This window comes from Caulobacter zeae, from assembly GCF_002858925.1.
GTDB classification, from domain to species: Bacteria; Pseudomonadota; Alphaproteobacteria; order Caulobacterales; family Caulobacteraceae; genus Caulobacter; species Caulobacter zeae.
The window spans coordinates 116,862-141,359 of sequence record NZ_PJRS01000001.1 but is presented as its reverse complement, the minus strand read 5'-3'; the positions used below and the strand labels follow the sequence as shown (position 1 = coordinate 141,359).

Genomic DNA, 24,498 nt, shown 5'->3' with positions numbered 1-24,498 from the left:
GGCGACACGGCCGCTCCCTAGGGGCGAGGCCTCGTACAGTTGTTGGAGGGGAATAGTCCATGCGCGCCATCCGCACCACCTCGCTCGCCGGAGCCAGCCTGCTGGTCCTGAGCCTCGCCGGCCAGGCCATCGCCGCCGACGCCCCCGCCCCCACTTCGACCGAGGTGCAGGAAGTGGTGGTCACCGCCCAGAAGCGCGAGCAGAGCGTGCTGGACGTGCCGATCGCGCTGACCGCCTATTCGGGCGAGACCCTCGAAGCGCTGGGCCTGCAGGAGTTCGAGGAACTGGGCCAGTTCGTGCCCGGCTTCGACGTGCAGAACCAGTCGCCCAACAACCCCGGCTTCGTGATGCGCGGCATCACCTCCGACAGCGGCGAGGCCACCACCGAGCCGCGCGTGTCGGTCTATCAGGACGGCGTGTCGATCTCGAAGTCGCGCGGTTCCTATGTCGAGCTCTTCGACCTGGAGCGCGTCGAGATCGCCAAGGGTCCGCAGTCGACCCTCTATGGCCGCGGCGCCCTGATCGGCGCGGTCAACATCATCCAGGCCAAGGCCAGGCACGAGGCCGCCGCCAACCTGAAGATCGAGGGCGGCGACAACGGCTACGCCCTGGTCGAGGGCGTGGTGAACGTGCCGATCGGCGACTCCCTGGCGGTGCGCGTGGCCGCCCGCTCCAAGAAGCGCGACGGCTATGTCGAGAAACTGCTTGGCGGCGAGGACTTCAACTCCACCGACACCCAGGCCGTGCGCGTGGCCATCGCCTACGATCCGGGCGACCGCTTCAAGCTGGACGTGCTCTACAACTACCAGCAGGACAATCCGTCGGGCACCTCGTTCAAGTCGCTGACCTACGCCCCGACCAATCCGCAGACCGGCGCGGTGCTCGGCGACCGGGGCCGCAATTCCGGCGCGGCGCTGTCGACCGTCGAGGGCTTCGAGAACAACCAAGAACTGGGCCTGAACCGTCGCCTGTGGAGCCTGACGGCCCTGGCCAGCTACAGGCTCAACGACAAGTTCACGCTGAACTCGACCTCGGCCTATCGCTACTTCACCGGTGAGGAAGTGTTCGATCCGGACGGCTTCTCGCTGCCGATGCTGACCTTCGCCGAGGACGCGCAGGGCAAGTCGGCCAGCCAGGAGTTCCGCCTCAACTACGACGCCGGCGGCCGCATCACGGCCTTCGGCGGCGCCAGCTGGTTCTGGGAGGACGGCAGCCAGCGCGTGCCGATGCTGATCAACGAGAAGGTCGCCGGCCTCTTCCTGACCGGCCAGCTGCCGATCCCCAACGCCCTGCCGATGTCGGTGATCAACGTCCTGCCGGCGCTGGCGGCCCTGCCGTCGGCCCGACGCGAGGAATACACCAACTACGGCGAGACCAACTCCTACGACGTGTTCGGCGACGTCACCTTCAAGGCCACCGACCGCCTCGAGCTGACCGCCGGCGCCCGCTACACCTACGACGACAAGACCAGCGGCTACGGCGCCACGATGAGCGGCCCGTCGATCATCATGCTGGCCCAGACCGGAACCCAGCGCGGCCTGATCGTGCAGCCTACCCTGAACGGCAAGGCGCAGTACCAGGACTTCACCGACAACGGCGTCACCTACCGCCTGGTGGCGCGCTACAAGGCGGCCGATAACACCAGCCTCTACGGTTCGGTCTCGACCGGCCGCCGGCCCAAGGTGCTGGCCGGCAGCAACGGCACGCCGGGCGCGGCGGCGACCTTCCGCGAGGTGGCGGCCGAAGAGGTCACCTCCTACGAGGCCGGCGCCAAGACCGCCCTGCTGGACCGTCGCCTGACCCTGGAAGGCGCGATCTATCGCTACGACTACGAGAACTTCCAGACCAGCCAGCGCACCGACGCGGGCCAGGTGATCCCGCTGAACGCCGGCGAGGCCAAGGCTACCGGCTTCGAGGGCCAGGTGAACTTCCAGGCGACCAAGGACTTCCTGGTCTTCGCCACCTACGGCTACAGCCACGCCCGCTTCGGCAACGGCCTGTTCGACGGCAACCACTTCCGCTTGTCGCCCGACCATCAGGCCTCGATCGGCGTGAAGGCCGGCTTCGACACGGGCGTCGGCCGCTTCACCCTGATCCCGACCTACACCTGGCAGTCGGAGATGTTCTTCGACAACAACAACGACATCACCGCCCTGCAGACCACCACCGGGGTGATCAAGGACACGGTGCAGGACGAGAAGCAGAAGGCCTACGGCCTCCTGAACCTGCGCCTGACATACCAGCCCGACAACAGCCCGCTGACCTTCGGCGCCTTCGTCACCAACGTGTTGGAGCAGGACTACATCAAGGACGCCGGCAACACCGGCGACGCCTTCGGCATCCCCACCTTCATCGCCGGCGAACCGCGCTTCATGGGCGTGTCGGTGTCGATCAAGCGGTAGGGGTGGCGTCTTGCGAGGAACCTCCCCCTGTGGGGGAGGTGATCGCGTAGCGATCGGAGGGGGGAGTTTCCCGGAAATCGGCAGCGGCCTCGAAAGCTGAAAACGGCCCCCCACCGGCCTTCGGCCGCCTCCCCCACGAGGGAGGTTCCTTGACCCCTCGCCTAGCCGGACCGTCCTCGGCTAGACCTTGGCCATGGATCCGCGCCAACTCGACGTCATCGTGCGCATCGCCGGCGCGGCCCTGCTGCTGGGGCTGGCGGCGTTGCTGGCGCGCGACCCCAAGGGGCGGCGGTTGGCGGCGAGCTTCGGGCCGCTGGCGCTATGCCTGGCCGGATTCCTGGCCGGCAATACGCCGGATGCGGTCCTGCGGCTGGCCGGACCTGCGGGGGCGGCCGCGCACCTGCTGAGCGGCTATGCGGCCGTCTTTCTCTGGTGGTTCTGCCTGGCGGCCTTCGATCCGGCCTTCCGGCCGCGGGGGGCGGTGCTGGTCGGCGGGATCGCCTGGATCCTGGTGGCCAGCGCCGATAGGGGCGTGTTTGGACCGGCCCTGGCCGAGCGGGGCCTGTCGTGGATGCTGGTGGCCATGGGCCTTGGCATGGTCGGCCACCTGGCCGTGCGCGTGATCGGCGACCGCGAGGGCGACCTGGTGGAGGGCCGCCGGGCGGCGCGGATCTGGGTGGTCGTACTGATGGCCGGGCAGTTGCTGGCCGACCTGATCGTCGACCTGGTCATGGGGCTGGACTGGAGGCCGCTGGGTTTCTCCATCGTCCAGAACCTGGCCCTGCTGGGCTTCGCCGGCTGGCTGGCGAGCCTCGTTTTGCGGATCGAGGTCTGGCCGCTGGGCGCGGCGCCGACCCCCGTCCCGGCGGCTCCCGCGCCCGAGGATGCGGCGCAGGCGCGGCTGGCGCAGCGCCTGAAGACCCTGGTCGAAGTCGAGCGCATCCACCTGGATCCCGACCTGACCTTCGCCAGCTTCGTGCGGGCGATGGGCGCGCCCGAGCGCACCGTGCGCCGCTTCGTCAATCACCGGCTGGGCCACGACCACTTCCGGGCCTTCCTCAACGCCCAGCGCATGGGCGAGGCGCGGCGATTGCTGGCCGATCCGGCCCGGCGCGACGACAAGCTGATCGCCATCGCCCATGACGCGGGCTTCGCCTCGCTGGCCTCGTTCAACCGCGTGTTCCTGGCGACCGAAGGCGTTTCGCCCAGCGCCTGGCGGGCGGCGAAGGCGGTTTCGCCGGGTTTTGAGGAACGCTCAGCCGCTTTCTGAGGAGCCGGGGCGGGCCGACGCCCTCTACAGCGCCGCCATCGAGTTTCGAGGAGCAGGCATGAACGGCTTCATTTCCATCCTGGCGATCGTGGCGATGCTGCTGGCGGCGGGCGGCGCGATCGCCCTCGTGCGTCGCGGCGGCGTCGACTGGCGCTGGCTGCTGGCGGCGGCGGGCTTCGTCCTGCTCAACGACGCCCTGCTGACGCGTGGCTACGGCCTGCTGCCCCAACTGCTGCCGGCCGGCGACTGGAACTGGCAGGGCAAGATCCTGGCCCTGGCCGCCACCCTGGCGGTCGCCGCGGTGGTGGGCCGCAAGGCCGCCGGCCTGACCCTCGTGCAGGCCCGGGGCAGCCTGAAGGCCGCCCTGCCGGTGGCGCGGCTCTATGTCGGCCTGTTCCTGGCGCTGGCGCTCGTCTTTCCCAATGAGAAGGTCTCGGCCGAGACCCTGGCCTTCCAGCTGACCATGCCGGGGCTGGAGGAGGAGCTGTTCTATCGCGGGGTGCTGCTGCTGGTCCTGGACCGGGCGTTCGGGACGCCCTGGAAGCTGGGCGGGATCACGTTCGGCTGGGGCGCGATCCTGTCGTGCGCGCTGTTCGGCCTGGCGCACGCCTTCGGCTACGGCAAGGACGGGTTCGCGTTCGACACGCTGACCATGGCCCTGACCGCCCTGCCGTCGCTGATCGCTGTGTGGCTGCGCCTGCGGACCGGCAGCGTGCTGGCGCCGGTGCTGCTGCACAACTTCGGTAATGCGGTGATGCTGGTGGTGTGAGGCCTTGGGCTCAGGCGAAGGCGGGCCTGGAGGGGGCGACGGCCTTCAACGCCGCGCCGAAATAGTCCTGCACCTCCTGGAAGAGGTCGGGGCGGTAGATGGCCCGCGGGTCATTGGCCTTGTCGTCGTCGAAGGCGTGGGTGGCGTCGGCATAGAGCTTCAGGTCGACCTTCACGCCGTCGGCGGTCAGGCGGTCGAGCGCCTTCTTGGGAAAGCGCCAGCCGACCACGCCGTCCTTCTGGCCCAGCACCGACCACACCGGCGGGGCGCCGGGGCCCCAGCCGCGTCGGCTGGTCATCGAGGGATAGGCCGCATACGGATAGACCAGCAGCGCGCCCTTGACCTGGCGGCGCAGGGCCACGGCGTCCGCGTCGGCCAGGCCGGTGGCGCTGGGGGCCGAGGTTCCGGCGGCGTAGGCGTCCATGATCGACCAGGCGCCGTGGCTCCAGCCGGCCAGGAACACCTGGTCGGCCCGGGCCCAGCCTTGCGTCTTCAGCCAGGCCAGGGTCCCGAAGATGTCGGCGGCCCGCTTGGCGCCGTGCAGGGTCATCAGGGTGCAGACGAAAAGCTTGCCGTCCAGCGTGCTCATGCCGCGCGGCTTGAACGAGTCGAGCACGATGGCCGCGTAGCCGGCCTTCACGGCGACCTCGGCATAGGTCTCCAGGAACGGGGTCTTGCCGCCGCAGCCGTGCAGGATCAGCGCGACGGGAAAGGGGCCCAGCCCCGCGGGCTTGAACAACCGCGAGCGCGCGACGACCTTGGCTCCCCAGGCTGTGCTGTCCATGCGACGTCGAACTCCGTGCGTCGTCCTCGTCCTTCGACGGGCTCAGGATGAGGACGATGGTTGCGGCCCGTCGGTCGAGATCCTCACCCTGAGCTAGTCGAAGCTTGTCCTTGGGCGCGCCGCGCAGGCGCGGCCCGAGGGGGCGAGGATCTCGTGACGCGAGTTAGTGGCGGAACACTCGCACGCCGGTGAAGGCCATAGTGAGGCCAAGCTTGTCGGCGGCCTCGATGACCTCGGCGTCGCGCATCGAGCCGCCCGGCTGGATGATCGCCGTGGCGCCGGCTTCGGCCGCCTGGATCAGACCGTCGGCGAACGGGAAGAAGGCTTCCGAGGCGCAGGCGCAGCCGGCCAGGTCCAGGCCGAAGTCGGCGGCGCGCAGGGCGGCGATGCGGGCGCTGTCCTTGCGGTTCATCTGGCCGGCGCCGACGCCCAGGGTCTGGCCGGCGCGGGCGTAGACGATGGCGTTGGATTTGACGTGCTTGCCGATCTGGAAGGCGAACAGCATGTCGCGGATCTCTTCGTCCGTCGGCTGGCGCTTGGTGACGATCTTCAGGTCGGTCGCCTTGATGCGGGCGTCGTCGCGCGATTGCACCAGGAAGCCGCCGGCAACGCTCTTGAAGGTGTCGCCCGTCGACAGCGGATCCGGCAGGCCGCCGGTGACCAGCAGGCGCAGGTTCTTCTTGGCGGCGAACACGGCGACGGCGTCGTCGTCGGCTTCCGGGGCGATCACCACCTCGGTGAAGATCTCGACCATGGCCTCGGCGGCCTCGCGGGTCAGGCGGGTGTTGGTGGCGACGATGCCGCCGAAGGCCGAGGTGGGGTCGCAGGCGAGAGCCCGCTCATAGGCCTCGCGCTGGGTGGCGCCCAGCGCCACGCCGCAGGGGTTGGCGTGCTTGATGATGGCGACGGCCGGGCCTTGGGCCGGGTCGAACTCGGCGATCAGCTCGAAGGCCGCGTCGGTGTCGTTGATGTTGTTGTAGGAAAGTTCCTTGCCCTGCAGCTGCTTGGCCGTGGCCACGCCGACGCGGGGATTGGGGAAGGTGTAGAAAGCCGCCTTCTGGTGCGGGTTCTCGCCGTAGCGCATGGTCTGGCGCAGCTCGCCGGCGATGCTCTTGCGGGCCGGGAAGTCCTGGCCGAGCTGGGCGGCGAACCAGGCCGAGATCGCCGCGTCATAGGCCGCCGTGCGGGCGTAGGCGCGGGCCGCCAGGGCTTTGCGCAACGCGAGCGACGTGCCGCCGTCGGCCTTCAGCGCTTCCAGCACTTCGGCGAGGTCGGCGGGGTCGGTGCAGACCGACACGTAGCCGTGGTTCTTGGCCGCCGAGCGGATCATGGCCGGGCCGCCGATGTCGATGTTCTCGACGCACTCTTCGTAGGCGCCGCCCTTCGCGACGGTGGCCTCGAACGGATAGAGGTTCACATAGAGGATATCGACGCCGCCGATGCCGTGGTCGGCCATGGCCTTGGCATGTTCGGGAGCATCCCGAACGCCGAGAAGCCCGCCGTGGACGATGGGGTGCAGGGTCTTGACCCGGCCGTCCATCATCTCGGGGAAGCCCGTCAGGTCCGACACGTCCTTCACCGGCAGGCCGGCCGCGGCGATGGCCGCCTTGGTGCCGCCGGTCGAGACCAGCTCGACGCCCGCCTCGTGCAGGACCTTGGCCGCCTCGACCAGGCCGGTCTTGTCGGAGACCGACAGCAGGGCGCGCGCAGGCGCGACGAGATCGGGGGCGGACGGATAGTCGGGGGCGGCGGGCACGGCGGGACTCCGGGTCTGGTTGCGATCAGAAAGGAGCCCAGGCGCGCGGCGGCTTGCGAGCAGCAAAAGTGGACGCCGGTTTTGCGTCCGCTCGCAAGCTTGCTTGCCGAGTGCGCTTTCTAATGAAAGCGCACCGGTTCGGGCTCCCCGGTGGTCACCCACCTTCAACGCCAGTCACTCGAACGGCGCGGAACATACGGAGGGGGGACGGGGAGTCAATGCGGCGCGGTGGTTGAGGAGCCTCCCCCCTATAGGGGAGGCGATCGCGAAGCGATCAATGGGGCGCGCTTTCTGTAGAAAGGCAGGGCTCGGCGGCAGCTGAAAACGGCCCCCCTCCGGCCCTCCGGGCCACCTCCCCCAGAGGGGGAGCTGTCGCGGAGCGACTGAGGGGGACGCCGTCAGGCGTTCGGCGCCGCCAGCAGCACTTCCACCGCCACCCCCGCCGCCGCCAGCGCCTGGATGTCGGCGGCTTCGACCGGGGCGGCGACCAGCCGCACGACCTGGCGGCCGCTCCTGGCCAGCTCGATCAGGTGTTCCGGCGTGGCCTCTGCCGGCGGCAGGCGGTGGGCGTCGCGGCGGGCCAAAGTGACGACTTCGGGGTCGGCGGCCTCGTCGATGACCAGCACGTCGGCGGCCGACAGCGCCCGCACGGCGCGCAGGGTCAGGAGGTCGGCCGGGCCCTTGCCGGCCACGAAGCGGATCCTGCCTTCCTTGCGAACGCTCCTGGCCAGGGCCTCGCGGAACAGGGCGCCGGCCTTTTCCATGTCGCCGGTCATCGCCGCCTGGGCCGCCTCGCCAGAGAGGGCCTCGCGCAGGAAGGCCCGGCGTTCGTGCAGCGTGGGCAGGGCGCCGCGCACCTCGCTCTGGAAGTTGCGCATCAGGGCGGCCACGCGGCCGGCGCCCTCGGGCACCTGGGCCTCGATGTCCGAGCGCAGCATGGTGGCCAGCACGGGCGCGGCGCCGCCGGTGCCGACGGCGGCCACCACTTCGCCGCGGTCGATGACGGCGGGGGTGTTGAAGTCGCACATGTCGGGCTTGTCGACGACATTGACCAGCACGCCGGCGGCGCGCGCCGCGCGGGCCGCCGCCTGGGCGAACACCTCGTCGGCGCTGGAGACGAACGCCAGCACCGCGCCGGAATAGGAGCCGGGCAGGAAGGCGGCGTGGCCGTCGAGGCGCACCAGCGTTGCGGGCGAGCCGTCGAACAGCCGGGCCTTGGCCTCGGCGCCTTCGCCGGTTCCGGCGATCACCACCTTGCGGCCGGCGAGGGGGAAGTAGGCGGGAAAGGAGTCCAAGGCGGGGTCCTCTGGCGTGGGGCGCGCGGGTCGAGGTTCAAGGCTAGGGCGCGTCGGCCGCGAGCGTGAGCCTTTTCGCGCAACAGGCGTCGAGGAACTGGAGCCGAGGCCATCCTGACGGCGTTAAATTTCACTGGCGGAGCTTCGGGGGAACGGTGTTAGCTCCGATTTCGAGGGCAGGAGACGACGCATGGCGGCGAGCTTGGACGTCAACGGCAAGACGGTGTCGGTAGAGGCCGAGCCCGACACGCCGCTCTTGTGGGTGCTGCGCGACGAGCTGGGCCTGACCGGCACGAAGTTCGGCTGCGGCCTGGCCCAGTGCGGGGCCTGCACGGTGCATGTGAACGGCGACCCGGTGCGCTCGTGCGTCACCCCGATCGCCGCCCTGTCGGGCGCCAAGATCACCACCATCGAGGGCCTGGGCGGCGCCCATCCGCTGCAGCAGGCCTGGGTCAGGCTGGACGTGCCGCAGTGCGGCTACTGCCAGTCGGGCCAGATCATGTCGGCCGCCGCCCTGCTGGCGGCGACCAAGTCGCCCAGCGACGAGGACATCGACGCGGCCATGGGCGGGAACATCTGCCGCTGCGGCGCCTATCAGCGGATCCGGGCGGCGATCAAGGAAGCCGCGACCAGCGCCGCCGCCCCGGTGGTCGCCGCGCCGCCGGCCGCCAAGGAGGCCGAGGTCGAGGCCGCCGTCGACGAGGCGGTCGCGGCGGCGGCGGGCGCCACATCGCGGGTGCAGCGCGGAGAGGTGCGATGAACAAGCTGGCGGGCAGGGAAGGCTTCAGCCGCCGCGAAGTGGTGGTCGGGGCGGTGGTCGTGGGCGGGGCGCTGAGCGTCGGCTGCTCGCCCGCCGACCTGATGAGCGCCGGCTCCAAGGTCGAGGTCGGGGCGTTCGGTCCGTTCATCCGCTTCGAGCCCGACGGCTTCGTCACGGTGATCTCCAAGCACATCGAGTTCGGCCAGGGCAATCACGCGGGCCTGGCGGCGATCGTCGCCGAGGAGCTGGACGCCGACTGGACCAAGGTCCGCGTCGAGCAGTCGCCGGCCAACGCCAAACTCTACGGCAACGGCGCCCTGGGGGCCCAGCTGACCGGCGGCAGCTCGGCGATCTCCAACAGCTGGGAGCAGCTGCGCAAGGCCGGGGCCGGCGCGCGGGCGATGTTCGTCGAGGCCGCCGCCAACCGCTGGAACGTCCCGGCCGGCGAGATCGTGGTCAAGGACGGGGTGCTGACCCACGCCTCGGGCAAGAGCGCCGCCTTCGCTGACCTGATGGCCGACGCCGCCAAGGCGACCCCGCCGGCCAATCCGACGCTCAAGGATCCCAAGACCTTCACCCTGATCGGGACCGACCGCGTGCGCCGCAAGGACGCGCAAGCCAAGAGCGACGGGACCGCGCGCTACACCCAGGATGTCCATCTGCCTGAGATGCTGACGGCCATGGTCGCCCATGCGCCCAAGTTCGGGGCCAAGGTCGAGAGCTTCGACGCCGACGCGGCCAGGAAGGTCGCCGGGGTGGTCGACGTGTTCGAGATCCCGACCGGGGTGGCGGTGACAGCCAGATCCACCTGGGCCGCGCGCCTGGGCCGCGAGGCGCTGGACGTGCGCTGGGACGAGGCCAAGGCCGAGAAACGCGGCTCCGCCGAGATCGCCGCGGCCTTCCGCGACCTCGCCACGGGCAAGGGGCCGGCCGACCAGAAGTGGGAGTCGTTCGGGGCCAAGGGCGACGCCGGCCAGGCGGCCGGAGGATCGGACGCCTTCGAGGCGGTCTACGAGTTCCCTTATCTGGCCCATGCCACCATGGAGCCGATGAACTGCGTGGCGATCGTCGACGGCAATCACGTGCGGCTGGTGCACGGCTCTCAGGGCCAGACCCTGGACCAGCTGAACGCGGCCAAGATCGTCGGTACCCTGCCGGGCTCGGTCGAGATCGAGACCCTGTTCGCCGGCGGCTCGTTCGGGCGGCGGGCGACCTTCACCTCCGACTACGTCGCCGAGTGCGTGCACGTGGCCAAGAAGGTTGGCGGCGGCAAGCCGGTGAAGCTGGTCTGGACCCGCGAGGACGACATGCGCGCCGGCCATTACCGGCCGCTGGTGGCCCATGCCGTGCGGGTCACGCTGGACAAGGACGGCATGCCCGCGACCTGGCGCCACCGCATCGTCAGCCAGTCGATCATGAAGGACTCGCCGATGCCCTCGAAGGGCGTCGACCAGACTGCCGTCGAGGGGGCGTCGGATTCGCCTTACCTGAAGGCCACGCCCGTCGTCGACGCCCAGGTCGCCTTTCCGGAGGTCGGCGTGCCGGTGCTGTGGTGGCGCTCGGTGGGGGCCACCCACACGGCCTTCGTCATGGAGCACACCATCGACCAGCTGGCCCGCAAGGCGGGCAAGGATCCTGTCGAGTACCGCCGCGCGCTCTACGCCAAGGCCGGCGCCAACCGCCACCTGGCGGCCCTGGACCTGGCGGTCGAGAAGGCCGGGGTGACCGCTGCGACGGGCTGGACGCGCGGCGTGGCGGTGCACGAGAGCTTCGGCTCGGTCGTGGCCCAGGTCGCCGAGGTCAAGCTGGTGGACGGCGCGCCCAGGGTCGGCCGGGTGGTCACCGCCATCGACTGCGGCACGGCGGTCTCGCCCGACCAGATCGCCGCCCAGATGGAGGGCGGGACCTGCTATGGCCTGTCGGCGGCGCTCTATGGCCAGATCACCCTCACCGACGGGGCGGTCGACCAGAGCAATTTCGATACCTATCGCGTGCTGCGGATCGGCGAGGCGCCGAGCGTGGAGACCCACATCGTTCCGTCCGTCGCGCCGCCCAGCGGGGTGGGCGAGCCGGGCACGCCGGTGATCGCGCCGGCGGTCGCCAACGCCCTGCTGGCGCTGTCGGGCCAGGCCACTGCAAAGCTTCCGTTCGTCCGGTCCGCCTGAGCGTTAACCTTGGCGCGACCGGAATTGACGTCGGACCGCTGGACGAGAGGCTGTGCTAGGACCATCTTAGCGCCATGGTCGAGCCTGCCGACAGCCTTGGTTTCGAGAAACTCACGCCTCGTGAGCGCGAGATCCTGCGCCTGATCGCCCAGCATCAGCGCTCGAAGGAAATCGCGCGCCTGCTCAGCCTGTCGCCCAAGACCGTCGAGATGCATGTGCTCAGCGCCCGCCGTCGCCTGGCCGGCATGCCGCGCCGCGACGCCGCCCTGGCCTTCGTGGCCTGGGAGCAGGCCCCCGGTAATTGGGACCCCGGTAATGACTACCGTAGGCAATCGCCAGACCTAGCCGTCGAGCCCGAGCCGGTCTCTCCTGACTTCAACAGCGGGAGCGGCCATGGCCATGAACGACAACTCACCCAAGACGAGGCCTTCGGGCGCTCCCGGTTCGGCCTTCTTCATCGCGAGCTGGAAATCGCTGGAAGAGGGCCTGACCCTGATGGCGGGCACCCCCGAGCGGGAGCGCCTGGTGCCGGAGACGGTTTCGGCGCTGCGCAAGGCGCAGGCGGCTGGCGATCCTCCTTCGAAGCTGCTGCTGCGGGTTCTCGCGGCGACGGCCTTCCTGTCGGACGACAGTCCGATCCGGTCCGAACGCGGGGAGGTTGGCGCAATGACCTGACTCCCGCCCAATGGATGGGCCTGATCCTGGTTTCAGCCCTGGCGGCCGGCGTGCTGCTCAGCGTGGTGACCATGGGAGCCCATGAATTCCTCTTCGCCCTCCAGCGGTTCCGCGAGGGCTGGAGCACGCCGCCGGCGCACTGACCGGCGACCAGCTTTCCAACAATCCAACTGCCTTGAACGTGCGGGGGGCTCCCGCGCGAGTGGGAGAGTCTTGCATGAAACGCAGCGACGCGGCCCGTGCTGGGGCCGAGAAACTGAAGCGCGCCGAAGCCGCCATCGATGCGGCCCTGCGTGAAACCGCCGAGCTGGTGGGCCTGCTGCCCTCCCTGCGGCTCGATGCGCAGCTGTCGGCCGTGATCGGCCAGGAAGCGATCGAGACCCTCGGCGACACCCTGATCCACATTCTTTCCGCCCGTCGGACCATCGTGAAGGCGCACAGCGATCTCGCCGAAGTCCGCGCCCAGATCGGCTGCGGCGCCCTGGCCATCGGCGACATGGGCAAGTCCGAGGACGGCGATACGCCGCGCACCATCGGCCTGCGCGCCATCGACGGCGCCCGCGCCGCTTAAGGCCGCGCCGCGCCCCCCTCTTATTCCTGGAGCCAATCCATGACCGCCGTTCTCGCCGCGCTTCAGCCGGCGATCGATGAAGCCGCCGAATTCGGCCGCTGCCTGCGCGACCTCTGCCCGATCCAGAAGCGGGTGCTGACAGCGCTCATGCATCGGCTGATCGCCATGGAAGAGGCCAACGACGCCGAAGGCGCCCTGGTCGTGATCGACGAGGTGCGTCGGATCCTCGGCGAAGGCCGGCTGACGCACCACTAGGGCGCGTCGCCCCTCAAGTGAGCACGGGCTCGGATCACGCTTGATCCGGGCCCGACTTGCGTCATGTTGCCCCCGCGAGTCGGGGGGCCTCCTTTGATACAAGCCTTGATTTCCTTCGGCGTGGCGATCGTCGTCTGCGGTCTGGCCATACGGTTCGGAGACAAGCCCGCGCGGCGCGTCGGCATGATCACGCTGGGCGGATGGGTCGTCTCGCTGATCGTCTTTCGCAACAGCGCGCGTTTCGCCGACATCGGCCTGATGCTGGTCGACGGGGTGATCGCCGCCCTGTTCGTCTGGGTCTCGCTGTCGTCACGCCGGCTGTGGACGGTGGTGGTGGCGGCGTTCCAGATGCTGGGCGTGGCCTCGCACCTGGCCACGGTCATCGACCATCGCGTGACCATCAACACCTACAAGCTGAGCCTGGCGGTCTGGAGCTACGGCATCCTGGCCATGCTGGCGGTGGCTGTCTGGCGGCATTGGCGCGAGCAGCGTCGGGTCGGGGACGAGGGCGTCTAGTCCGCCAGGTCCTCGCGCCGGTCGACGTCGAACAGCACGCCGGGCGCGTCGGTCGGGACCATGACCTGCGCATCGCCCGCCGCCGCCATCAGCCCCTGGGCGCCGCGATCGCCCGAAAGGGCCAGGAGGTCCGGGAAGCAGGCTTTCGAGAACAGCACCGGGTGGCCGCGCTGGCCGGCATGAACCGGGGCAACGATCCGGGTCGATCCGTCCAGCTGCGTAGCCAGTTCGCCCGCCAGGCCGTGCGGAACGTCCGGCATGTCGCCCAGGAACACGAAGACGCCCGTCGTCGCTGGATCCAGCGACGCGATCCCGGCGCGCAGCGAGGCGCCCAGGCCCTCGGCGGCGTCGGGGGCGAGCAGGGGGCGCAGGCGCTGGTCGGGACGCGCGGCGACCAGGGCCGCGACCGCTGCGTCTCCGGGCCGGATCACCACCGTCACCCGCTCCACCGGGGCCGCCAGAGCCGCGTCAAGGGCATGGTCCAGCAGCGGCCGGCCGCGATAGCCGGCGAGCAGCTTGCCGCCGCCGAAGCGCGTTCCCGCGCCAGCCGCCAGGACGATGGCCTCAAGTCGCATGCGATCCCTTTCCGCGACGCCTTCGGAGGCTTATCCTATGGCCGATATGACGTCCCCTGACGACAGCCCCCGACTGATCGACGGCTTCGGCCGAGCAGTGACCTATCTGCGCGTTTCGGTCACCGACCGCTGCGACCTGCGCTGCGTCTACTGCATGGCCGAGCACATGACCTTCCTGCCGAAGGCGCAGGTGCTGACGCTGGAAGAGCTGGATCGCCTGGCCTCGACCTTCGTCGGCCTGGGCGTGCGCAAGCTGCGCCTGACCGGCGGCGAGCCGCTGGTTCGCAAGGGGATCATGGAGCTGGTCGAGGCCCTTTCGCGCCACCTGAAGTCCGGCGTGCTGGACGAGCTGACCCTGACCACCAACGGCACCCAGCTGGCGCAGCACGCCGATCGCCTGGCGGCCCTGGGGGTGAAGCGGATCAATGTCTCGCTCGACACCCTCAAGCCCGACCTCTTCCGGCGTCTGACCCGCGGCGGCGACGTGGCCAAGGTTGTGGGCGGGATCGACGCGGCCCTGGCGGCCGGCATCCAAGTCAAGATCAACGCCGTGGCGCTGAAGCGCGACAACGCCGCCGAGCTGCCGGGCCTGATCCAGTGGGCGCACGCGCGCGGCTGCGACATGACCCTGATCGAGACCATGCCGCTGGGCGAGATCGACGAGGACCGCACCGACCAGTTCCTGTCGCTGCGCGACGTGCGGCGCGAGCTGTCCTCCTACTGGACCCTGACGGATCTCGCCTACGCCACCGGCGGCCCGGCCCGCTACGCCAAGGTCGAGGAGACCGGCGGGCGCCTGGGCTTCATCACGCCGCTGAGCCACAATTTCTGCGAGGCCTGCAATCGCGTGCGGCTGACCTGCACCGGCACCCTGCACACCTGCCTTGGCCGTGACGACGCCAGCGACCTGCGGGCCGTGCTGCGCGGCGGGGCGACCGACGGCGAGCTGGTGGCGGCCATCCACGCGGCGATCGGCTCCAAGCCCAAGGGGCACGACTTCCAGGTCGACGCGCCGCGCCCGGCCGTGGCTCGCCACATGTCGACGACCGGAGGCTAGGCGATGGCCCGCGTGCTGCTGTTCGGGCGCCTCGCCGACCAGGCCGGCTGGCGCGAGCGCGAGGTCGAGGCGGAAAGCCTGGCCGCCCTGCGCGCCTGCCTCGCCAATGACGACGCCGAACTGGCCGAGGCGCTCGCCGGGCCCGGCGTGCAGGTGGCCGTCGACAAGACGCTGGTGCGCGGCGAGGCCGTTCTGGCGGCCGGCGTCGAGGTCGCCTTCCTGCCGCCGATGAGCGGCGGATGATCACCCTGACCGAAGCGCCGTTCGAGCCCGGCGCGCTGCTGACGGCCTTCTGCGCCGGCCGCGACGAGACCGGGGCGGTGGCCAGCTTCGTCGGCCTGGCCCGCGCCGAGGGCGGGGCCGCGTCGATCCTGGAGTTGGAGGCCTATCCCGGCTTCACCGAAAGCGCGATCGAGACCTTCGCAGTCGAAGCCGCCGAACGCTTTGGTTTGCAGAGCTGGCGCATCGTCCATCGCGTGGGAAAGATCGCGCCGGGCGAGGCGGTGGTGTTCGTGGCGACGGCGTCCAAGCACCGCCGGGCCGCCTTCGAGGCGTGCGACTTCCTGATGGACTGGCTCAAGAGCCGGGCGCCGTTCTGGAAGAAGGAGCACGGCCCGGCCGGCGCCCGCTGGATCGAGCCGACAGCTCAGGATAGGACCGACGCTCAACGTTGGGATTGACCAAAGCGCGACAGCCGAAAGTGTCAGCGGTTTCGGCGCCTGTCGCGCGGTAAGCAAGGAAGCGGGAGCATCGCATGTCAGGCCTCACCCCGGGCGGCGGGATCAAGCCGGAGCTGCCGTTCAAGCCGGTGCGGGTGGCGATCCTGACCGTCTCCGACACTCGTGATGAGAGCACCGACACCTCCGGCCAGATCTTGATCGAGCGCGTGCAGGACGCCGGCCACGAGTTCGCCGGCCGGGCGGTGGTGCGCGACGACATCGAGAAGATCCGCGCCACCGTGCGCGGCTGGATCGCGAGCGGGCAGGTCGACGCCATCGTCACCACCGGCGGCACGGGCCTGACCGGCCGCGACGTCACCGTCGAGGCGCTGCAGCCGCTGTTCGACAAGGTCATCGACGGTTTCGCGGTCGTGTTCCACCTCGTCTCCTACGCCACGGTGGGGCTGTCGACCTTGCAGTCGCGAGCCACCGCCGGGATCATCGACGGGGTGTTCGTGTTCTGCCTGCCGGGCTCGAACGGCGCGGTGAAGGACGGCTGGGACAAGGTGATCGCCGCCCAGCTCGACAGCCGCCACAAGCCCTGCAACATGGTCGAGCTGATGCCTCGACTTCTGGAACGATAGGGCTCTTCGAGACGTGAGCAAGCTGACCCACATCGACGACCAGGGCCGCGCCCGCATGGTCGACGTCTCCGACAAGCCCGCCACGGCCCGCGAGGCGGCGGCGACGGGCTTCGTGCGGATGGCGCCTGAGACCCTGGCCCTGGCCGTTTCCGGAACGGGCCGCAAGGGCGACGTGCGCGCCGTGGCCGAGCTGGCCGGGGTGATGGCGGCCAAGAAGACCTCGGACCTGATCCCCCTGTGCCACCCGCTGGCGCTTTCGAAGGTGATGGTCGAGGTCGAGCCGGGCGAGGGCGGGCTGTCGGTGACCGCGCGGGTCAAGACCACCGGTCCGACGGGCGTAGAGATGGAGGCCCTCACGGCCGTCTCGGTAGCCTGCCTGACCATCTACGACATGCTGAAGGCCGCCGAGAAGGGCATGGTCATCGAGGCCGTGCGGCTGCTGGAGAAGACCGGTGGGAAGTCGGGGGACTGGAGCGCCTGAGGGCTTGTTGCAGCCCCTTCCGTCGTCATCCCGGAAAGCGCGTAGCGCTTATCCAGGACCCAGGGGACTGGGCGCGGTGGTCGGGGTCGCGCCGTTGGCAGCTGTCGACGCCTTGCCGCTCGCCCCTGGTTCCTGGCTCTCCGCTTCGCTCCGGCCGGGATGACGTGGGTTAGTACGCCAGGCTCTCCGCCCGCCGCTCCAGCGCCGGCTGGCCGTTGCGCGTGGCGATGATCTCGCCGATCACGGCCACGGCCACCTCGAAAGGGGCCTTGCCGCCGAGATCCAGGCCGATGGGCGCGCGCAGCTTGGCCAAGTCCCTTTCCGTCAGGCCGTCGGCCTTCAGCGCGGCGAGCCGTTCGGACAGGCGCCGCCGGGCCCCCAGCAGGCCGACATAGGGCGCCGGCGAGGGCAGGGCGGCCAGCAGGGCCTCGTGGTCGAGCGCCATGTCGTGGCTGCACACCGCCACGGCGGTCCAGGCGTCGAGGCCTGCGTCGAGGAGGGCGACCTTCGGCGCCTCGCGGCTGTAGCGCACGCCCGGCAGGGGCGGAGCGGCTATCGGGCCCTTGGGGCGCGCCAGCGTGGTCTCGAAACCGGCCTGCACGCCGAGGCTCGCCAGGGCCAGGGCGGTGGGATCGCCGCCCATCACCACCAGGCGCGGTGCCGGATCGAAGCGGCGCACGAACACGCCGGGCCACGGAACCGGCGTCGCCCCGACCGGCGCGCAGACTCGCTTCGTCCCGTCGGTGAACCACAGCGCCGGGCGCCTTTTTCGGGCGTGAGTCAAAAGGTCGCGCAACGCGCCATCGTCGGCGTTAAGGCGTTCGACCAGGATCTCGATGCGGGCGCCGCACAGCAGGCGGATGTCCGGCCAGGGGCTGCCCTCGCCATAGACGAGGCGCTTGGGAAGACCCGTTTCGAGCACTTCCCGTGCGTGCAGTTCGACGTCGCCCTCGATGCAGCCGCCCGACAGGAAGCCGGCGACAAAGCCTTGCGCGAACACCATCTGCGTGCCCACCGGACGCGGGCCGCCGCCTTCCAGCCCGATGATGGTGGCCAGGGCCGCGGGGCCCTGAGCCAGGGCGATTTCGAGGGCCGGCCGCATGTCGTCGGCCAGTCCGTGCATGGGCCATTCGGGGCCGGAAACGGCGGCGGGATCGGTAAGGTCCATCGGCGCGATCTTAACCCCTCGGCAAGGTTCCAGAAACGCCTTCTTCAAACCTTGGCGCGTAGGCTCTCCGACATTGGTGCTTCATCCGACGCGGAAGTTCATGTCGCTCACCGTCTCCAAGCTCGGTCTTGCCGCCGCCCAGTTCGGACTGGACGGCATGAACGCGTCGCCGCGTTCGCGCTCTCCCGAGATCGAGGCCCGCGACATCCTCAGCATCGCCGCCCGCGCCCGCCTGTCGGTGCTGGACGTCTCGGGCGTCTATGGCCGCTCGGAATCCGTGCTCGGCGACCTGATCCCGCGTCCGGTCTCGTGCCGGGTGACCCTGGCCGCCGCCCGCGCCGACCGCGGCCCCGACTTCGTCGAGGCCGAGGCCCGCGCCTCTCTGCGTCGCATGGGCCTGGAGCGCGCCGACACCATCGTCGTTCAATCGCCGTCGGAACTGTTCGGCGCCCATGGCCCGGCCATGTGGGACCGCCTGCACCGCCTGCGCGAGCAGGGCCTGTTCCGCAACATCGGCATCTCCGCCCACGCCACCGACGATCCGGTCGGCGTGGCGCGCCGCTTCAAGCCCGACATCATCCAGGCGCCCGCCAGCCTGCTCGACCAGCGCCTGCTGGCCGACGGCTCGCTGCAGCGCATCGCCGGCATGGGCGTCGAGGTGCAGCTTCGCTCGATCTTCCTCAACGGCCTGCTGTTCCTGCCGCCCGACCGCGTGCCGGCCCAGCTGAAGGGGGCCTCGGGCCGCCTGTCGCGCGTGCGCCGCATGATCGCCGAGGGCCGTTCGGATCCGCTGCAGGCCGCTCTGGGCTTCGCCCTGTCGCGCCCCGAGGCCTCGGCCGTGATCGTCGGGGTGACCTCGGCCGCCGAGCTTTCCGCCGTGGTGGCGGCTGCTTCCAGCCCGCCGCCGGATCTCGACTGGGACGAGATGGCCATCGACGATCCGGTGGCCCTCGACCCGCGACGTTGGGTCGCCTAGCGGCGGACCCGACTCGAAGCTCAAGGTTCAGAAAAGAACCTGATGAACGCCTCGAAGGGAGGCAACGCCATGATCCTCGCCGTCCTGCAGGCCCGCATGGGCTCCAGTCGTCTGCCCGGCAAGGCGATGGCCACCCTCCAGGGGCAGCCGATGATCCTGCGCCAGCTGGAGCGGATCCGACAGGCGGCCACCCTTTCCAAGATCATCGTCGCCACCAGCGACCAGCCGGCCGACGACGCGCTGGCCGGGTTCCTGGTCTCGCGCGGCGTCACCGTCCATCGCGGCGCCGGCGCCGACATCCTCGACCGCATCGCCCGCTGCGCCGAGGCCGCCGGCCCCGTCAGCCACATCGTGCGCCTGAAGGGCGACGCGCCGTTCGTCGATCCCGGCCTGATCGACCAGACCGTGCGCCTGGCGCTCAGCACCGGCGCCGACTACGCCTCCAACCGCGTTTACCGCACCTATCCGGCCGGCCTGGAGGTCGAGGTGATCTCGGCCCAGGCCCTGCGCACCGCCGCCGCCGAGGAGCGCGACCCGCTGGCCCGCATCTCGCCCACCGCCGCCATCCGCAGCCAGCCGAACCGTTTCCGCCACGCCCACCTGCGGGCCGTGCGCGACTGGTCCAGCCTGGACTGGCGCGTGAAGACCCCGGCGGACCTCGCCTTCGCCCGCTCGATCTACGACGCCCTGCACCCGGTCGACCCCGGCTTCCGCATGGGCGACGTGCTGGACCTGGTCGAGAGCAAGCAGGACCTGGGCCGGTTCGCGGCTTAAGTCTTACCCTGTCCCCACGGGAGAGGTTTATCTTGGGGGAAACCCGCCAGCTCGCGCCAGCGACGAGGCCGGGGCCTTGCCCAGGCGGTCGCTGATGTCGCGGCCGATGGCGATCAGGGCGTCGAGGTCGTAGCCGGTCTCGAACCCGGCCCGCTCCAGCATGTAGACCAGATCCTCGGTGCCGATGTTGCCTGTCGCCGCCGGGGCGAAGGGGCAACCGCCCAGGCCGCCGACCGAGGCGTCGAGGATGTCGACCCCGGCCTCGACGCTGGCGAAGGCGTTGGCCAGGCCCGTGTTTCGGGTGTCGTGGAAGTGCATGCGCAGGCGGGCGTCCGGCGCGGCGGCGCGGACCGCCTCGATGCGCTTGCGGACGGTCCAGGGGTCAGCGACGCCGATGGTGTCAGCGATGGCGATCTCGGGCACGTTCATGGCCGCGGCCTCGCGGGCGATGGCCACGACCTGGTCTTCCGAGACCTCGCCGTCGAACGGACAGCCGAAGGCCACCGAGATGGTGGCGGTGATCGGCGGGCCGCCGTCGATGGCCTGGCGCTCGACGATGGCGGCCAGCGCATCAAGCTGCTGGTTGACCGTCGCGCCCTGGTTCTTCACGCCGAAGCCGTCCGAGGCGCAGACCACCACATTGGCCTCGTCGCAGCCGGTCGACACGCAGCGCTCCCAGCCGCGCATGTTGAGCACCAGGCCGATGCGCGAACGCTTGGGATCGGGGCCGCCCAGGGCGTCCATGATCTCCTCGGCCCCGGCCATCTGCGGCACGCGGTTGGGATTGACGAACGACACCACCTCGGTGCGGCGGGCGCCGGCGGCTTCCAGGCGGCGGATCAGGTCGAGCTTTTCCTCGACCGTCAGGATCGACTTCTCGTTCTGCAGGCCGTCGCGCGGACCGACCTCGACGATCTCGATGAAGCGGCTCATCGCGGGGCCTCCTCGGCGACGGGTGCAGCGGCCTCGGCGCCAGTGACGGCGTCGGGCGCTTCGACGGCTTCGTGGCGGCGGGGCTCGCCGCGATAGATGCGCAGCACCTCGTCGTCGCCGTCGGAATAGTTCAGGCCCTTGATCTCGCCGGCCTGGCGCGGGGCGTGGCCCAGAGCGGCCAGGGCGGCGCGGAACTTCTCGTCCTCGCGGCCCTCGACCACGGCCGGGCGGCCTTCGTCCACAGCGTCGGCCGCGCCTTCCGCATCGGTCAGCTGGGTGGTGGTGCCCAGCTGGAAGACCATGCTGGGCTCGGAATAGCCGGTCACCGCCACCGGGCCGGGGGCCCCGGCGCGGGGGGCGAGGTCCGCAGCCTCGAGAGCGCGGGCCAGGCGCTTGGACAGCCACAACGAGTCGAGGCGCGGGGCCAGCAGGCCGGCCATGGTCCCGTGGGCCAGGATGCCCAGGACGCCTGCGGTGACCAGGGCCTTGGCGGCCTGCTTGCGCAGGATCAGCCAGCCGCCGGCGACGGCTGCGGCCACGAACAGCAGGGCCGAAAGGATCGCCAGCGGCAGGGCCGAGGGCGCGGCGTAGGTCTTCCAGGCGACGACGCAGACGGCGGCGAAGGCGACGCCCGCCAGGGCCAGCAGCGCCGTGCCGATGATGCGCGGGACAAGGCCCAGGGGGCTGCGCAGGGCGGCGGCCATCAGCATGGCCAGGGCCCCGAACGAGGGCAGGGTGTAGTGGGCCAGCTTCGTCGGCAGGATCTCGAACATCAGCCAGGTCGGGATCAGCCAGCACAAGGCAAAGCGCACGCCCGGCTCCTTGCGGCCGGTCCAGGCCAGGACGAGGGCGGCCGGCAGCAGCAGGGTGACCGGGAACAGCAACAGCGGCGAAAGCAGGGCGTAGTAGCCGAACGGGCCGCTGTGGCTCTCGTGGCCGCCGGCCAGCTTGGGGGCCAGGTCCTCGCCCACCGCCGCGCCCCAGAAGGCGCCGTCGGTGGCGATGGTGATCATGGTCGCCCAGGGCAGGACGATGGCGGCGAACAGGATCAGGCCCCAGCTCCAGCCCAGCTGTTTCAGCCAGCCGATCCTGCGGTCCCAGGCCCAGAGGGCGAGGATAGCCAGGATGGCGACCAGCAGACCCACGGGACCCTTGATCAGGGCGGCCATGGCCATGCCGATCCAGAAGGCCAGCTTGGGCCCCTTGCCGGCTTTCTCGCCCGCCAGCCCGGCCGCGTAGATCCGCGCCAGGCCGGCCATGGCCAAGGTCGTAAAGCCGCACAGCGCCGCGTCGGTCTTGGCGATGAAGGCCTCGGTCGACAACAGGAAGGTCGCGCCCAGGATCGCGCCCGACAGCAGGCTCTCGCGCGGGCCGAAGAAAGCGGCGGCCCCCCAGGCGCAGGCGGCGGCGGCCAGCATGGCGCCCAGCAGCGAGGGAATGCGGTAGGCCCAGATGCCCCGGTCTTCCGGCGCCGAGACGGCCTCTACCGCCACCGCCTGAAGCCAGTGGATGCCCACGGGCTTCTTGTTGCGCGGCTGGTCCTGCAGCTTGATGTTCACATAGTCGCCCGTCTCCAGCATCTGGGCCGTGGCCTGGGCGAAGCGGGACTCGTCGCGGTCGAGCGGCGGCATGGCGAACAGGCCCGGCAGGCCGGCGATCAGCGCCACCAGGGCGGCGAACACCGGCGCGCGCCAGCCGCGCGACCAGGCGTCGAGACGGGATTCAAGAGTAGGGGCGGGGCTGGTGTTCGCGCTCATGCGTGCTGGAATAGCACGATCCTTTCATGGCGCGAGATTTGCGGTAAAAGCGGCCATGACATCCGATAACTCCGCCGCGACCCCCGATTTCTCCGTCGTCGTGCCCGTGTTCGACGAAGGCGGGGCCGCGCCGGCCTTGGCGCGCGAGATCGCCGCCGCCTTCGCCGGCGAGTCCTACGAGATGATCTTCGTGGACGACGCCAGCCGCGACGACACCAAGGCCCTGCTGACGGCCCTCAAGGCCGAGATCCCGCAACTGCGCGTGCTGGGCCACCGCAAGAACTCGGGCCAGAGCCGCTCGATCCGCAGCGGCATCCTGGCCGCCCGCGCCCCGATCGTGGTGACCATGGACGGCGACGGTCAGAACGACCCGGCCGACGCCCCGCGCCTGGCCAAGGCGTTGCAGGCGGCGCCCGTCGAGCTCGCTTTGGTCGGCGGCGAGCGGGTCAAGCGCCAGGACAGCAACGCCAAGCGCTTCGCCTCCAAGTTCGGCAACGGCGTGCGCAAGCGCCTGTTGAAGGACACCGCCAACGACACCGGCTGCGGCCTGAAGGCCTTCCGCCGCGAAGCCTTTCTGCGGCTGCCCTACTTCGATCACATCCACCGCTACATCCCGGCGCTGATGCTGCGCGAGGGCTACGAGATCGCCTTCCAGCCGGTGAACCACCGTCACCGCGAAACGGGCGTGTCGAAATATACCAACTTCGGCCGCCTGAAGGCCTCGGTCAGCGACCTGTTCGGCGTGATGTGGCTGCAGTCGCGGGCCCGCAATCCCCAGGGCGTCGACGAGGCTTAGGGGTAAGCGCTCCAGCTTTCCTTTATTTTCCCGTCATTCCCGCCCTTGTGGCGGGAATGACGGGAGGTTGGGAGGCGCAAGTCTTATCCGCTCGCGCGATGGGCGGCCCCCGCTTCACCGGCGTCGCAAAACCGGTTAACCCTGAAAGTCGACTTCGGGGGAATTCACCGCAATGTTCGCCGCCTTTCCGCTGCTGGCCCTGCCGGTGCTGATCTACAACCTGCTGGCCCTGACGGTCGGCGGTGGTTTCTCGTCGGACGCGGCCAGCTATCGGTTCGGCGAGCAGCTGTTCCGCATCCACATGGCCTCGCGCGTCGACTGGATCGTCAGCTGGGGCGATCTCCTGCTGGGCGCCTCGCTGGTGGTGCTGTTCGTCGAGCTCCTGAAGTCGACGACCAGCCGCAAGGTGGCGATCATCAACCACTCGCTGTCGATGGTGCTGTTCATCGTCTGCCTGGTGGAGCTCTTGCTGCTGCCGGCGTTCGCCACCTCGGTGTTCTTCCTGATCACCCTGATGGTGCTGCTGGACGTGCTGGCCGGCTTCATCGTCACCATCGTCGCCGCCCGCCGCGACGTCGACTTCGGCGAGATGCGCTAGGGGCGGCCGCCCTCGTCCTTCGACAAGCTCAGGATGAGGGCTATTGCCGACGCTTCACTCGAAATCCTCACCCTGAGCCCGTCGAAGGGCGAGGGTTTCGCGATGCGGCGTTTCTACAAGCGCCTTGGAGCCGTCGCGCGTTAGCCTCCTTGCCAGGAGGCCCTGATGGACGACGACCAGCCGCCGCAAGACAGCAAGCTGACCCGCAGCAAGGAAGCCTGGGCGCGCTCTGGCAAGTTCCTGACCGGCGAGACGAGCCGTCCGGAGAGCGAACGCCTGCCGCCCGGCCAGCACCTGACCCGCGACTGGCCGGTGCTGGACCTGGGCCTCAAGCCCGACGTCTCCCGCGAGGACTGGCGGCTGCGCATCGACGGCCTGGTCTCGCGGCCGGCGACCTGGAGCTTTTCGGCCCTGCTGGCCCAGCCGCAGAGCGCGCCCGTTTCCGACATCCACTGCGTCACCACCTGGTCGCGCTACGACAACCACTGGGACGGGGTGCTGACCCGCGACGTGGTGCTGGCCGTGGCGCCCAGGGACGAGGCGCGGTTCGTGGTGCTGCATTCCTACGACGGCTACACCACCAACCTTTCCCTCGACGACTTCGCCCACGAGGGCGCGCTGCTGGCCCACGGCTGGGAAGGCGCGCCGATCGCCCCCGAGCATGGCGGTCCGGTGCGGCTGGTCGTGCCGCACCTCTATTTCTGGAAGAGCGCCAAGTGGCTGAAGCGGATCGAGTTCGTGGCCGCCGACAAGCCCGGCTTCTGGGAGGAGCGCGGCTATCACAACCGCGGCGATCCGTGGTCCGAGGAACGCTACGGCTGAGGGCGGCCGATTTCGACAAGCGCCGGCGCGTCCGGCCCCC

At 70.2% G+C, this 24,498-nt stretch carries 27 protein-coding genes and 2 pseudogenes; 21 read left to right on the top strand and 8 right to left on the bottom strand.

Annotation, left to right across the window (positions count from 1 at the left end):
- The first annotated feature begins 59 nt into the window (after positions 1 to 59).
- From SGCZBJ_RS00670 to SGCZBJ_RS00660, 3 genes are all read left to right on the top strand, one after another.
- Positions 60 to 2,402: a TonB-dependent receptor gene (locus SGCZBJ_RS00670; RefSeq protein ID WP_101716109.1), complete on the top strand. Its 2,343-nt coding sequence runs from the start codon at positions 60 to 62 to the stop codon at positions 2,400 to 2,402.
- Between the two features lie 193 nt (positions 2,403 to 2,595).
- Positions 2,596 to 3,672, top strand: a complete 1,077-nt coding sequence (locus tag SGCZBJ_RS00665; protein ID WP_101716108.1) for an AraC family transcriptional regulator — start codon at positions 2,596 to 2,598, stop codon at positions 3,670 to 3,672.
- A 58-nt stretch (positions 3,673 to 3,730) separates the two neighbouring features.
- Positions 3,731 to 4,441, top strand: coding sequence for a CPBP family intramembrane glutamic endopeptidase, BDIM_20840 family (locus tag SGCZBJ_RS00660; protein ID WP_101716107.1), 711 nt, complete (start codon positions 3,731 to 3,733; stop codon positions 4,439 to 4,441).
- Between the two features lie 10 nt (positions 4,442 to 4,451).
- On the opposite strand, the gene SGCZBJ_RS00655 is transcribed toward SGCZBJ_RS00660, so the two are convergent.
- The 3 genes from SGCZBJ_RS00655 to SGCZBJ_RS00645 all read right to left on the bottom strand — a co-directional run bounded on the left by SGCZBJ_RS00655 (position 4,452) and on the right by SGCZBJ_RS00645 (position 8,276).
- Complete coding sequence (locus SGCZBJ_RS00655) at positions 4,452 to 5,225, bottom strand: dienelactone hydrolase family protein (protein ID WP_101716106.1); 774 nt, start codon at positions 5,223 to 5,225, stop codon at positions 4,452 to 4,454.
- A 163-nt stretch (positions 5,226 to 5,388) separates the two neighbouring features.
- The gene (purH, locus tag SGCZBJ_RS00650) at positions 5,389 to 6,981 is read right to left on the bottom strand and encodes a bifunctional phosphoribosylaminoimidazolecarboxamide formyltransferase/IMP cyclohydrolase (RefSeq protein WP_101716105.1); all 1,593 of its coding nucleotides are present in this window, start codon (positions 6,979 to 6,981) and stop codon (positions 5,389 to 5,391) included.
- A gap of 398 nt (positions 6,982 to 7,379) precedes the next feature.
- A complete protein-coding gene (locus SGCZBJ_RS00645) occupies positions 7,380 to 8,276 on the bottom strand; it encodes an NAD(P)-dependent oxidoreductase (protein WP_101716104.1) in 897 nt (298 codons plus the stop codon).
- A 190-nt stretch (positions 8,277 to 8,466) separates the two neighbouring features.
- Here SGCZBJ_RS00645 and SGCZBJ_RS00640 point away from each other — a divergent pair, with 190 nt between their 5' ends.
- The 8 genes and pseudogenes from SGCZBJ_RS00640 to SGCZBJ_RS00610 all read left to right on the top strand — a co-directional run bounded on the left by SGCZBJ_RS00640 (position 8,467) and on the right by SGCZBJ_RS00610 (position 13,218).
- Positions 8,467 to 9,036, top strand: a complete 570-nt coding sequence (locus SGCZBJ_RS00640) for a (2Fe-2S)-binding protein (protein WP_101716103.1) — start codon at positions 8,467 to 8,469, stop codon at positions 9,034 to 9,036.
- On the top strand, positions 9,033 to 11,201 hold the full coding sequence (locus tag SGCZBJ_RS00635; protein ID WP_101716102.1) for a xanthine dehydrogenase family protein molybdopterin-binding subunit: 2,169 nt from the start codon (positions 9,033 to 9,035) through the stop codon (positions 11,199 to 11,201). The genes SGCZBJ_RS00640 and SGCZBJ_RS00635 overlap by 4 nt, the downstream gene beginning before the upstream one ends.
- A 74-nt stretch (positions 11,202 to 11,275) precedes the next feature.
- Positions 11,276 to 11,452: pseudogene (locus tag SGCZBJ_RS26425) on the top strand (response regulator transcription factor); the annotation flags it as partial.
- 142 nt (positions 11,453 to 11,594) lie between these two features.
- Entirely contained in the window at positions 11,595 to 11,876 is a 282-nt protein-coding gene (locus tag SGCZBJ_RS25485) for a hypothetical protein (protein ID WP_240621362.1), read from the top strand.
- Positions 11,877 to 11,890: 14 nt separating this feature from the next.
- Positions 11,891 to 12,019, top strand: a complete 129-nt coding sequence (locus SGCZBJ_RS26315; RefSeq protein ID WP_276308897.1) for a hypothetical protein — start codon at positions 11,891 to 11,893, stop codon at positions 12,017 to 12,019.
- 74 nt (positions 12,020 to 12,093) lie between these two features.
- Positions 12,094 to 12,447 (top strand): hypothetical protein, encoded by a 354-nt coding sequence (locus SGCZBJ_RS00620; protein WP_101716101.1) that lies wholly within the window; start codon positions 12,094 to 12,096, stop codon positions 12,445 to 12,447.
- Between the two features lie 39 nt (positions 12,448 to 12,486).
- Complete coding sequence (locus SGCZBJ_RS00615) at positions 12,487 to 12,702, top strand: hypothetical protein (RefSeq protein WP_101716100.1); 216 nt, start codon at positions 12,487 to 12,489, stop codon at positions 12,700 to 12,702.
- A gap of 105 nt (positions 12,703 to 12,807) precedes the next feature.
- Entirely contained in the window at positions 12,808 to 13,218 is a 411-nt protein-coding gene (locus SGCZBJ_RS00610) for a hypothetical protein (protein WP_101716099.1), read from the top strand.
- On the opposite strand, the gene SGCZBJ_RS00605 is transcribed toward SGCZBJ_RS00610, so the two are convergent.
- The gene (locus SGCZBJ_RS00605) at positions 13,215 to 13,793 is read right to left on the bottom strand and encodes a nucleotidyltransferase family protein (RefSeq protein WP_101716098.1); all 579 of its coding nucleotides are present in this window, start codon (positions 13,791 to 13,793) and stop codon (positions 13,215 to 13,217) included. The two genes, SGCZBJ_RS00610 and SGCZBJ_RS00605, sit on opposite strands and share 4 nt — an antisense overlap.
- Before the next feature lie 37 nt (positions 13,794 to 13,830).
- Between SGCZBJ_RS00605 and moaA the strand changes: the two genes are divergently transcribed.
- The 5 genes from moaA (at position 13,831) to moaC (ending at position 16,634) form a co-directional block, all read left to right on the top strand.
- Complete coding sequence (gene moaA, locus SGCZBJ_RS00600) at positions 13,831 to 14,850, top strand: GTP 3',8-cyclase MoaA (protein WP_101716097.1); 1,020 nt, start codon at positions 13,831 to 13,833, stop codon at positions 14,848 to 14,850.
- Positions 14,851 to 14,853: 3 nt separating this feature from the next.
- Positions 14,854 to 15,093 carry a molybdopterin converting factor subunit 1 gene (moaD, locus tag SGCZBJ_RS00595; protein WP_101716096.1) on the top strand — a complete coding sequence of 80 codons (240 nt, stop codon included), beginning with the start codon at positions 14,854 to 14,856 and terminating at the stop codon, positions 15,091 to 15,093.
- Positions 15,090 to 15,530 (top strand): molybdenum cofactor biosynthesis protein MoaE, encoded by a 441-nt coding sequence (locus tag SGCZBJ_RS00590; RefSeq protein WP_101716095.1) that lies wholly within the window; start codon positions 15,090 to 15,092, stop codon positions 15,528 to 15,530. Before moaD ends, SGCZBJ_RS00590 begins: the two co-directional genes overlap by 4 nt.
- A 74-nt stretch (positions 15,531 to 15,604) precedes the next feature.
- Positions 15,605 to 16,153: a molybdenum cofactor biosynthesis protein B gene (moaB, locus tag SGCZBJ_RS00585; protein ID WP_101716094.1), complete on the top strand. Its 549-nt coding sequence runs from the start codon at positions 15,605 to 15,607 to the stop codon at positions 16,151 to 16,153.
- Between the two features lie 13 nt (positions 16,154 to 16,166).
- Positions 16,167 to 16,634, top strand: coding sequence for a cyclic pyranopterin monophosphate synthase MoaC (gene moaC, locus SGCZBJ_RS00580; protein ID WP_101716093.1), 468 nt, complete (start codon positions 16,167 to 16,169; stop codon positions 16,632 to 16,634).
- A 169-nt stretch (positions 16,635 to 16,803) separates the two neighbouring features.
- On the opposite strand, the gene SGCZBJ_RS00575 is transcribed toward moaC, so the two are convergent.
- Positions 16,804 to 17,802 (bottom strand): XdhC family protein, encoded by a 999-nt coding sequence (locus SGCZBJ_RS00575; protein WP_101716092.1) that lies wholly within the window; start codon positions 17,800 to 17,802, stop codon positions 16,804 to 16,806.
- Positions 17,803 to 17,902: 100 nt separating this feature from the next.
- On the opposite strand from SGCZBJ_RS00575, the gene SGCZBJ_RS00570 reads away from it, so the two are divergent.
- Together SGCZBJ_RS00570 and SGCZBJ_RS00565 are read left to right on the top strand one after the other, a co-directional pair.
- Complete coding sequence (locus SGCZBJ_RS00570) at positions 17,903 to 18,778, top strand: bifunctional regulator KidO (protein ID WP_101716091.1); 876 nt, start codon at positions 17,903 to 17,905, stop codon at positions 18,776 to 18,778.
- A gap of 69 nt (positions 18,779 to 18,847) precedes the next feature.
- On the top strand, positions 18,848 to 19,552 hold the full coding sequence (locus SGCZBJ_RS00565; protein ID WP_101716123.1) for a glycosyltransferase family protein: 705 nt from the start codon (positions 18,848 to 18,850) through the stop codon (positions 19,550 to 19,552).
- Between the two features lie 27 nt (positions 19,553 to 19,579).
- Here SGCZBJ_RS00565 and SGCZBJ_RS00560 read toward each other — a convergent pair whose 3' ends face one another.
- On the bottom strand, positions 19,580 to 20,485 hold the full coding sequence (locus SGCZBJ_RS00560) for a hydroxymethylglutaryl-CoA lyase (protein WP_101716090.1): 906 nt from the start codon (positions 20,483 to 20,485) through the stop codon (positions 19,580 to 19,582).
- The gene (locus SGCZBJ_RS00555; protein WP_117590360.1) at positions 20,482 to 22,242 is read right to left on the bottom strand and encodes an ArnT family glycosyltransferase; all 1,761 of its coding nucleotides are present in this window, start codon (positions 22,240 to 22,242) and stop codon (positions 20,482 to 20,484) included. Before SGCZBJ_RS00555 ends, SGCZBJ_RS00560 begins: the two co-directional genes overlap by 4 nt.
- A gap of 55 nt (positions 22,243 to 22,297) precedes the next feature.
- Between SGCZBJ_RS00555 and SGCZBJ_RS00550 the strand changes: the two genes are divergently transcribed.
- Positions 22,298 to 23,038, top strand: a complete 741-nt coding sequence (locus SGCZBJ_RS00550; protein ID WP_101716089.1) for a glycosyltransferase family 2 protein — start codon at positions 22,298 to 22,300, stop codon at positions 23,036 to 23,038.
- 172 nt (positions 23,039 to 23,210) lie between these two features.
- A complete protein-coding gene (locus SGCZBJ_RS00545) occupies positions 23,211 to 23,636 on the top strand; it encodes a hypothetical protein (protein WP_101716088.1) in 426 nt (141 codons plus the stop codon).
- 3 nt (positions 23,637 to 23,639) lie between these two features.
- Here SGCZBJ_RS00545 and SGCZBJ_RS26420 read toward each other — a convergent pair.
- A pseudogene (locus tag SGCZBJ_RS26420) lies at positions 23,640 to 23,792 on the bottom strand (hypothetical protein); the annotation flags it as partial.
- Positions 23,793 to 23,801: 9 nt separating this feature from the next.
- Here SGCZBJ_RS26420 and SGCZBJ_RS00540 point away from each other — a divergent pair.
- Positions 23,802 to 24,458 (top strand): sulfite oxidase-like oxidoreductase, encoded by a 657-nt coding sequence (locus SGCZBJ_RS00540; RefSeq protein ID WP_101716087.1) that lies wholly within the window; start codon positions 23,802 to 23,804, stop codon positions 24,456 to 24,458.
- Positions 24,459 to 24,498: the final 40 nt, after the last annotated feature.

Bases quoted from the DNA above. Each gene is read 5' to 3' on its own strand.
- SGCZBJ_RS00670 (WP_101716109.1), top strand. From the start codon at position 60: ATGCGCGCCATCCGCACCACCTCGCTCGCCGGAGCCAGCCTGCTGGTC.
- SGCZBJ_RS00665 (WP_101716108.1), top strand. From the start codon at position 2,596: ATGGATCCGCGCCAACTCGACGTCATCGTGCGCATCGCCGGCGCGGCC.
- SGCZBJ_RS00660 (WP_101716107.1), top strand. From the start codon at position 3,731: ATGAACGGCTTCATTTCCATCCTGGCGATCGTGGCGATGCTGCTGGCG.
- SGCZBJ_RS00655 (WP_101716106.1), bottom strand. From the start codon at position 5,225: ATGGACAGCACAGCCTGGGGAGCCAAGGTCGTCGCGCGCTCGCGGTTG.
- SGCZBJ_RS00640 (WP_101716103.1), top strand. From the start codon at position 8,467: ATGGCGGCGAGCTTGGACGTCAACGGCAAGACGGTGTCGGTAGAGGCC.
- SGCZBJ_RS00635 (WP_101716102.1), top strand. From the start codon at position 9,033: ATGAACAAGCTGGCGGGCAGGGAAGGCTTCAGCCGCCGCGAAGTGGTG.
- SGCZBJ_RS25485 (WP_240621362.1), top strand. From the start codon at position 11,595: ATGGCCATGAACGACAACTCACCCAAGACGAGGCCTTCGGGCGCTCCC.
- SGCZBJ_RS26315 (WP_276308897.1), top strand. From the start codon at position 11,891: ATGGGCCTGATCCTGGTTTCAGCCCTGGCGGCCGGCGTGCTGCTCAGC.
- SGCZBJ_RS00620 (WP_101716101.1), top strand. From the start codon at position 12,094: ATGAAACGCAGCGACGCGGCCCGTGCTGGGGCCGAGAAACTGAAGCGC.
- SGCZBJ_RS00615 (WP_101716100.1), top strand. From the start codon at position 12,487: ATGACCGCCGTTCTCGCCGCGCTTCAGCCGGCGATCGATGAAGCCGCC.
- SGCZBJ_RS00605 (WP_101716098.1), bottom strand. From the start codon at position 13,793: ATGCGACTTGAGGCCATCGTCCTGGCGGCTGGCGCGGGAACGCGCTTC.
- moaA (WP_101716097.1), top strand. From the start codon at position 13,831: ATGGCCGATATGACGTCCCCTGACGACAGCCCCCGACTGATCGACGGC.
- moaD (WP_101716096.1), top strand. From the start codon at position 14,854: ATGGCCCGCGTGCTGCTGTTCGGGCGCCTCGCCGACCAGGCCGGCTGG.
- SGCZBJ_RS00590 (WP_101716095.1), top strand. From the start codon at position 15,090: ATGATCACCCTGACCGAAGCGCCGTTCGAGCCCGGCGCGCTGCTGACG.
- moaB (WP_101716094.1), top strand. From the start codon at position 15,605: ATGTCAGGCCTCACCCCGGGCGGCGGGATCAAGCCGGAGCTGCCGTTC.
- SGCZBJ_RS00575 (WP_101716092.1), bottom strand. From the start codon at position 17,802: ATGGACCTTACCGATCCCGCCGCCGTTTCCGGCCCCGAATGGCCCATG.
- SGCZBJ_RS00570 (WP_101716091.1), top strand. From the start codon at position 17,903: ATGTCGCTCACCGTCTCCAAGCTCGGTCTTGCCGCCGCCCAGTTCGGA.
- SGCZBJ_RS00565 (WP_101716123.1), top strand. From the start codon at position 18,848: ATGATCCTCGCCGTCCTGCAGGCCCGCATGGGCTCCAGTCGTCTGCCC.
- SGCZBJ_RS00560 (WP_101716090.1), bottom strand. From the start codon at position 20,485: ATGAGCCGCTTCATCGAGATCGTCGAGGTCGGTCCGCGCGACGGCCTG.
- SGCZBJ_RS00555 (WP_117590360.1), bottom strand. From the start codon at position 22,242: ATGAGCGCGAACACCAGCCCCGCCCCTACTCTTGAATCCCGTCTCGAC.
- SGCZBJ_RS00550 (WP_101716089.1), top strand. From the start codon at position 22,298: ATGACATCCGATAACTCCGCCGCGACCCCCGATTTCTCCGTCGTCGTG.
- SGCZBJ_RS00545 (WP_101716088.1), top strand. From the start codon at position 23,211: ATGTTCGCCGCCTTTCCGCTGCTGGCCCTGCCGGTGCTGATCTACAAC.
- SGCZBJ_RS00540 (WP_101716087.1), top strand. From the start codon at position 23,802: ATGGACGACGACCAGCCGCCGCAAGACAGCAAGCTGACCCGCAGCAAG.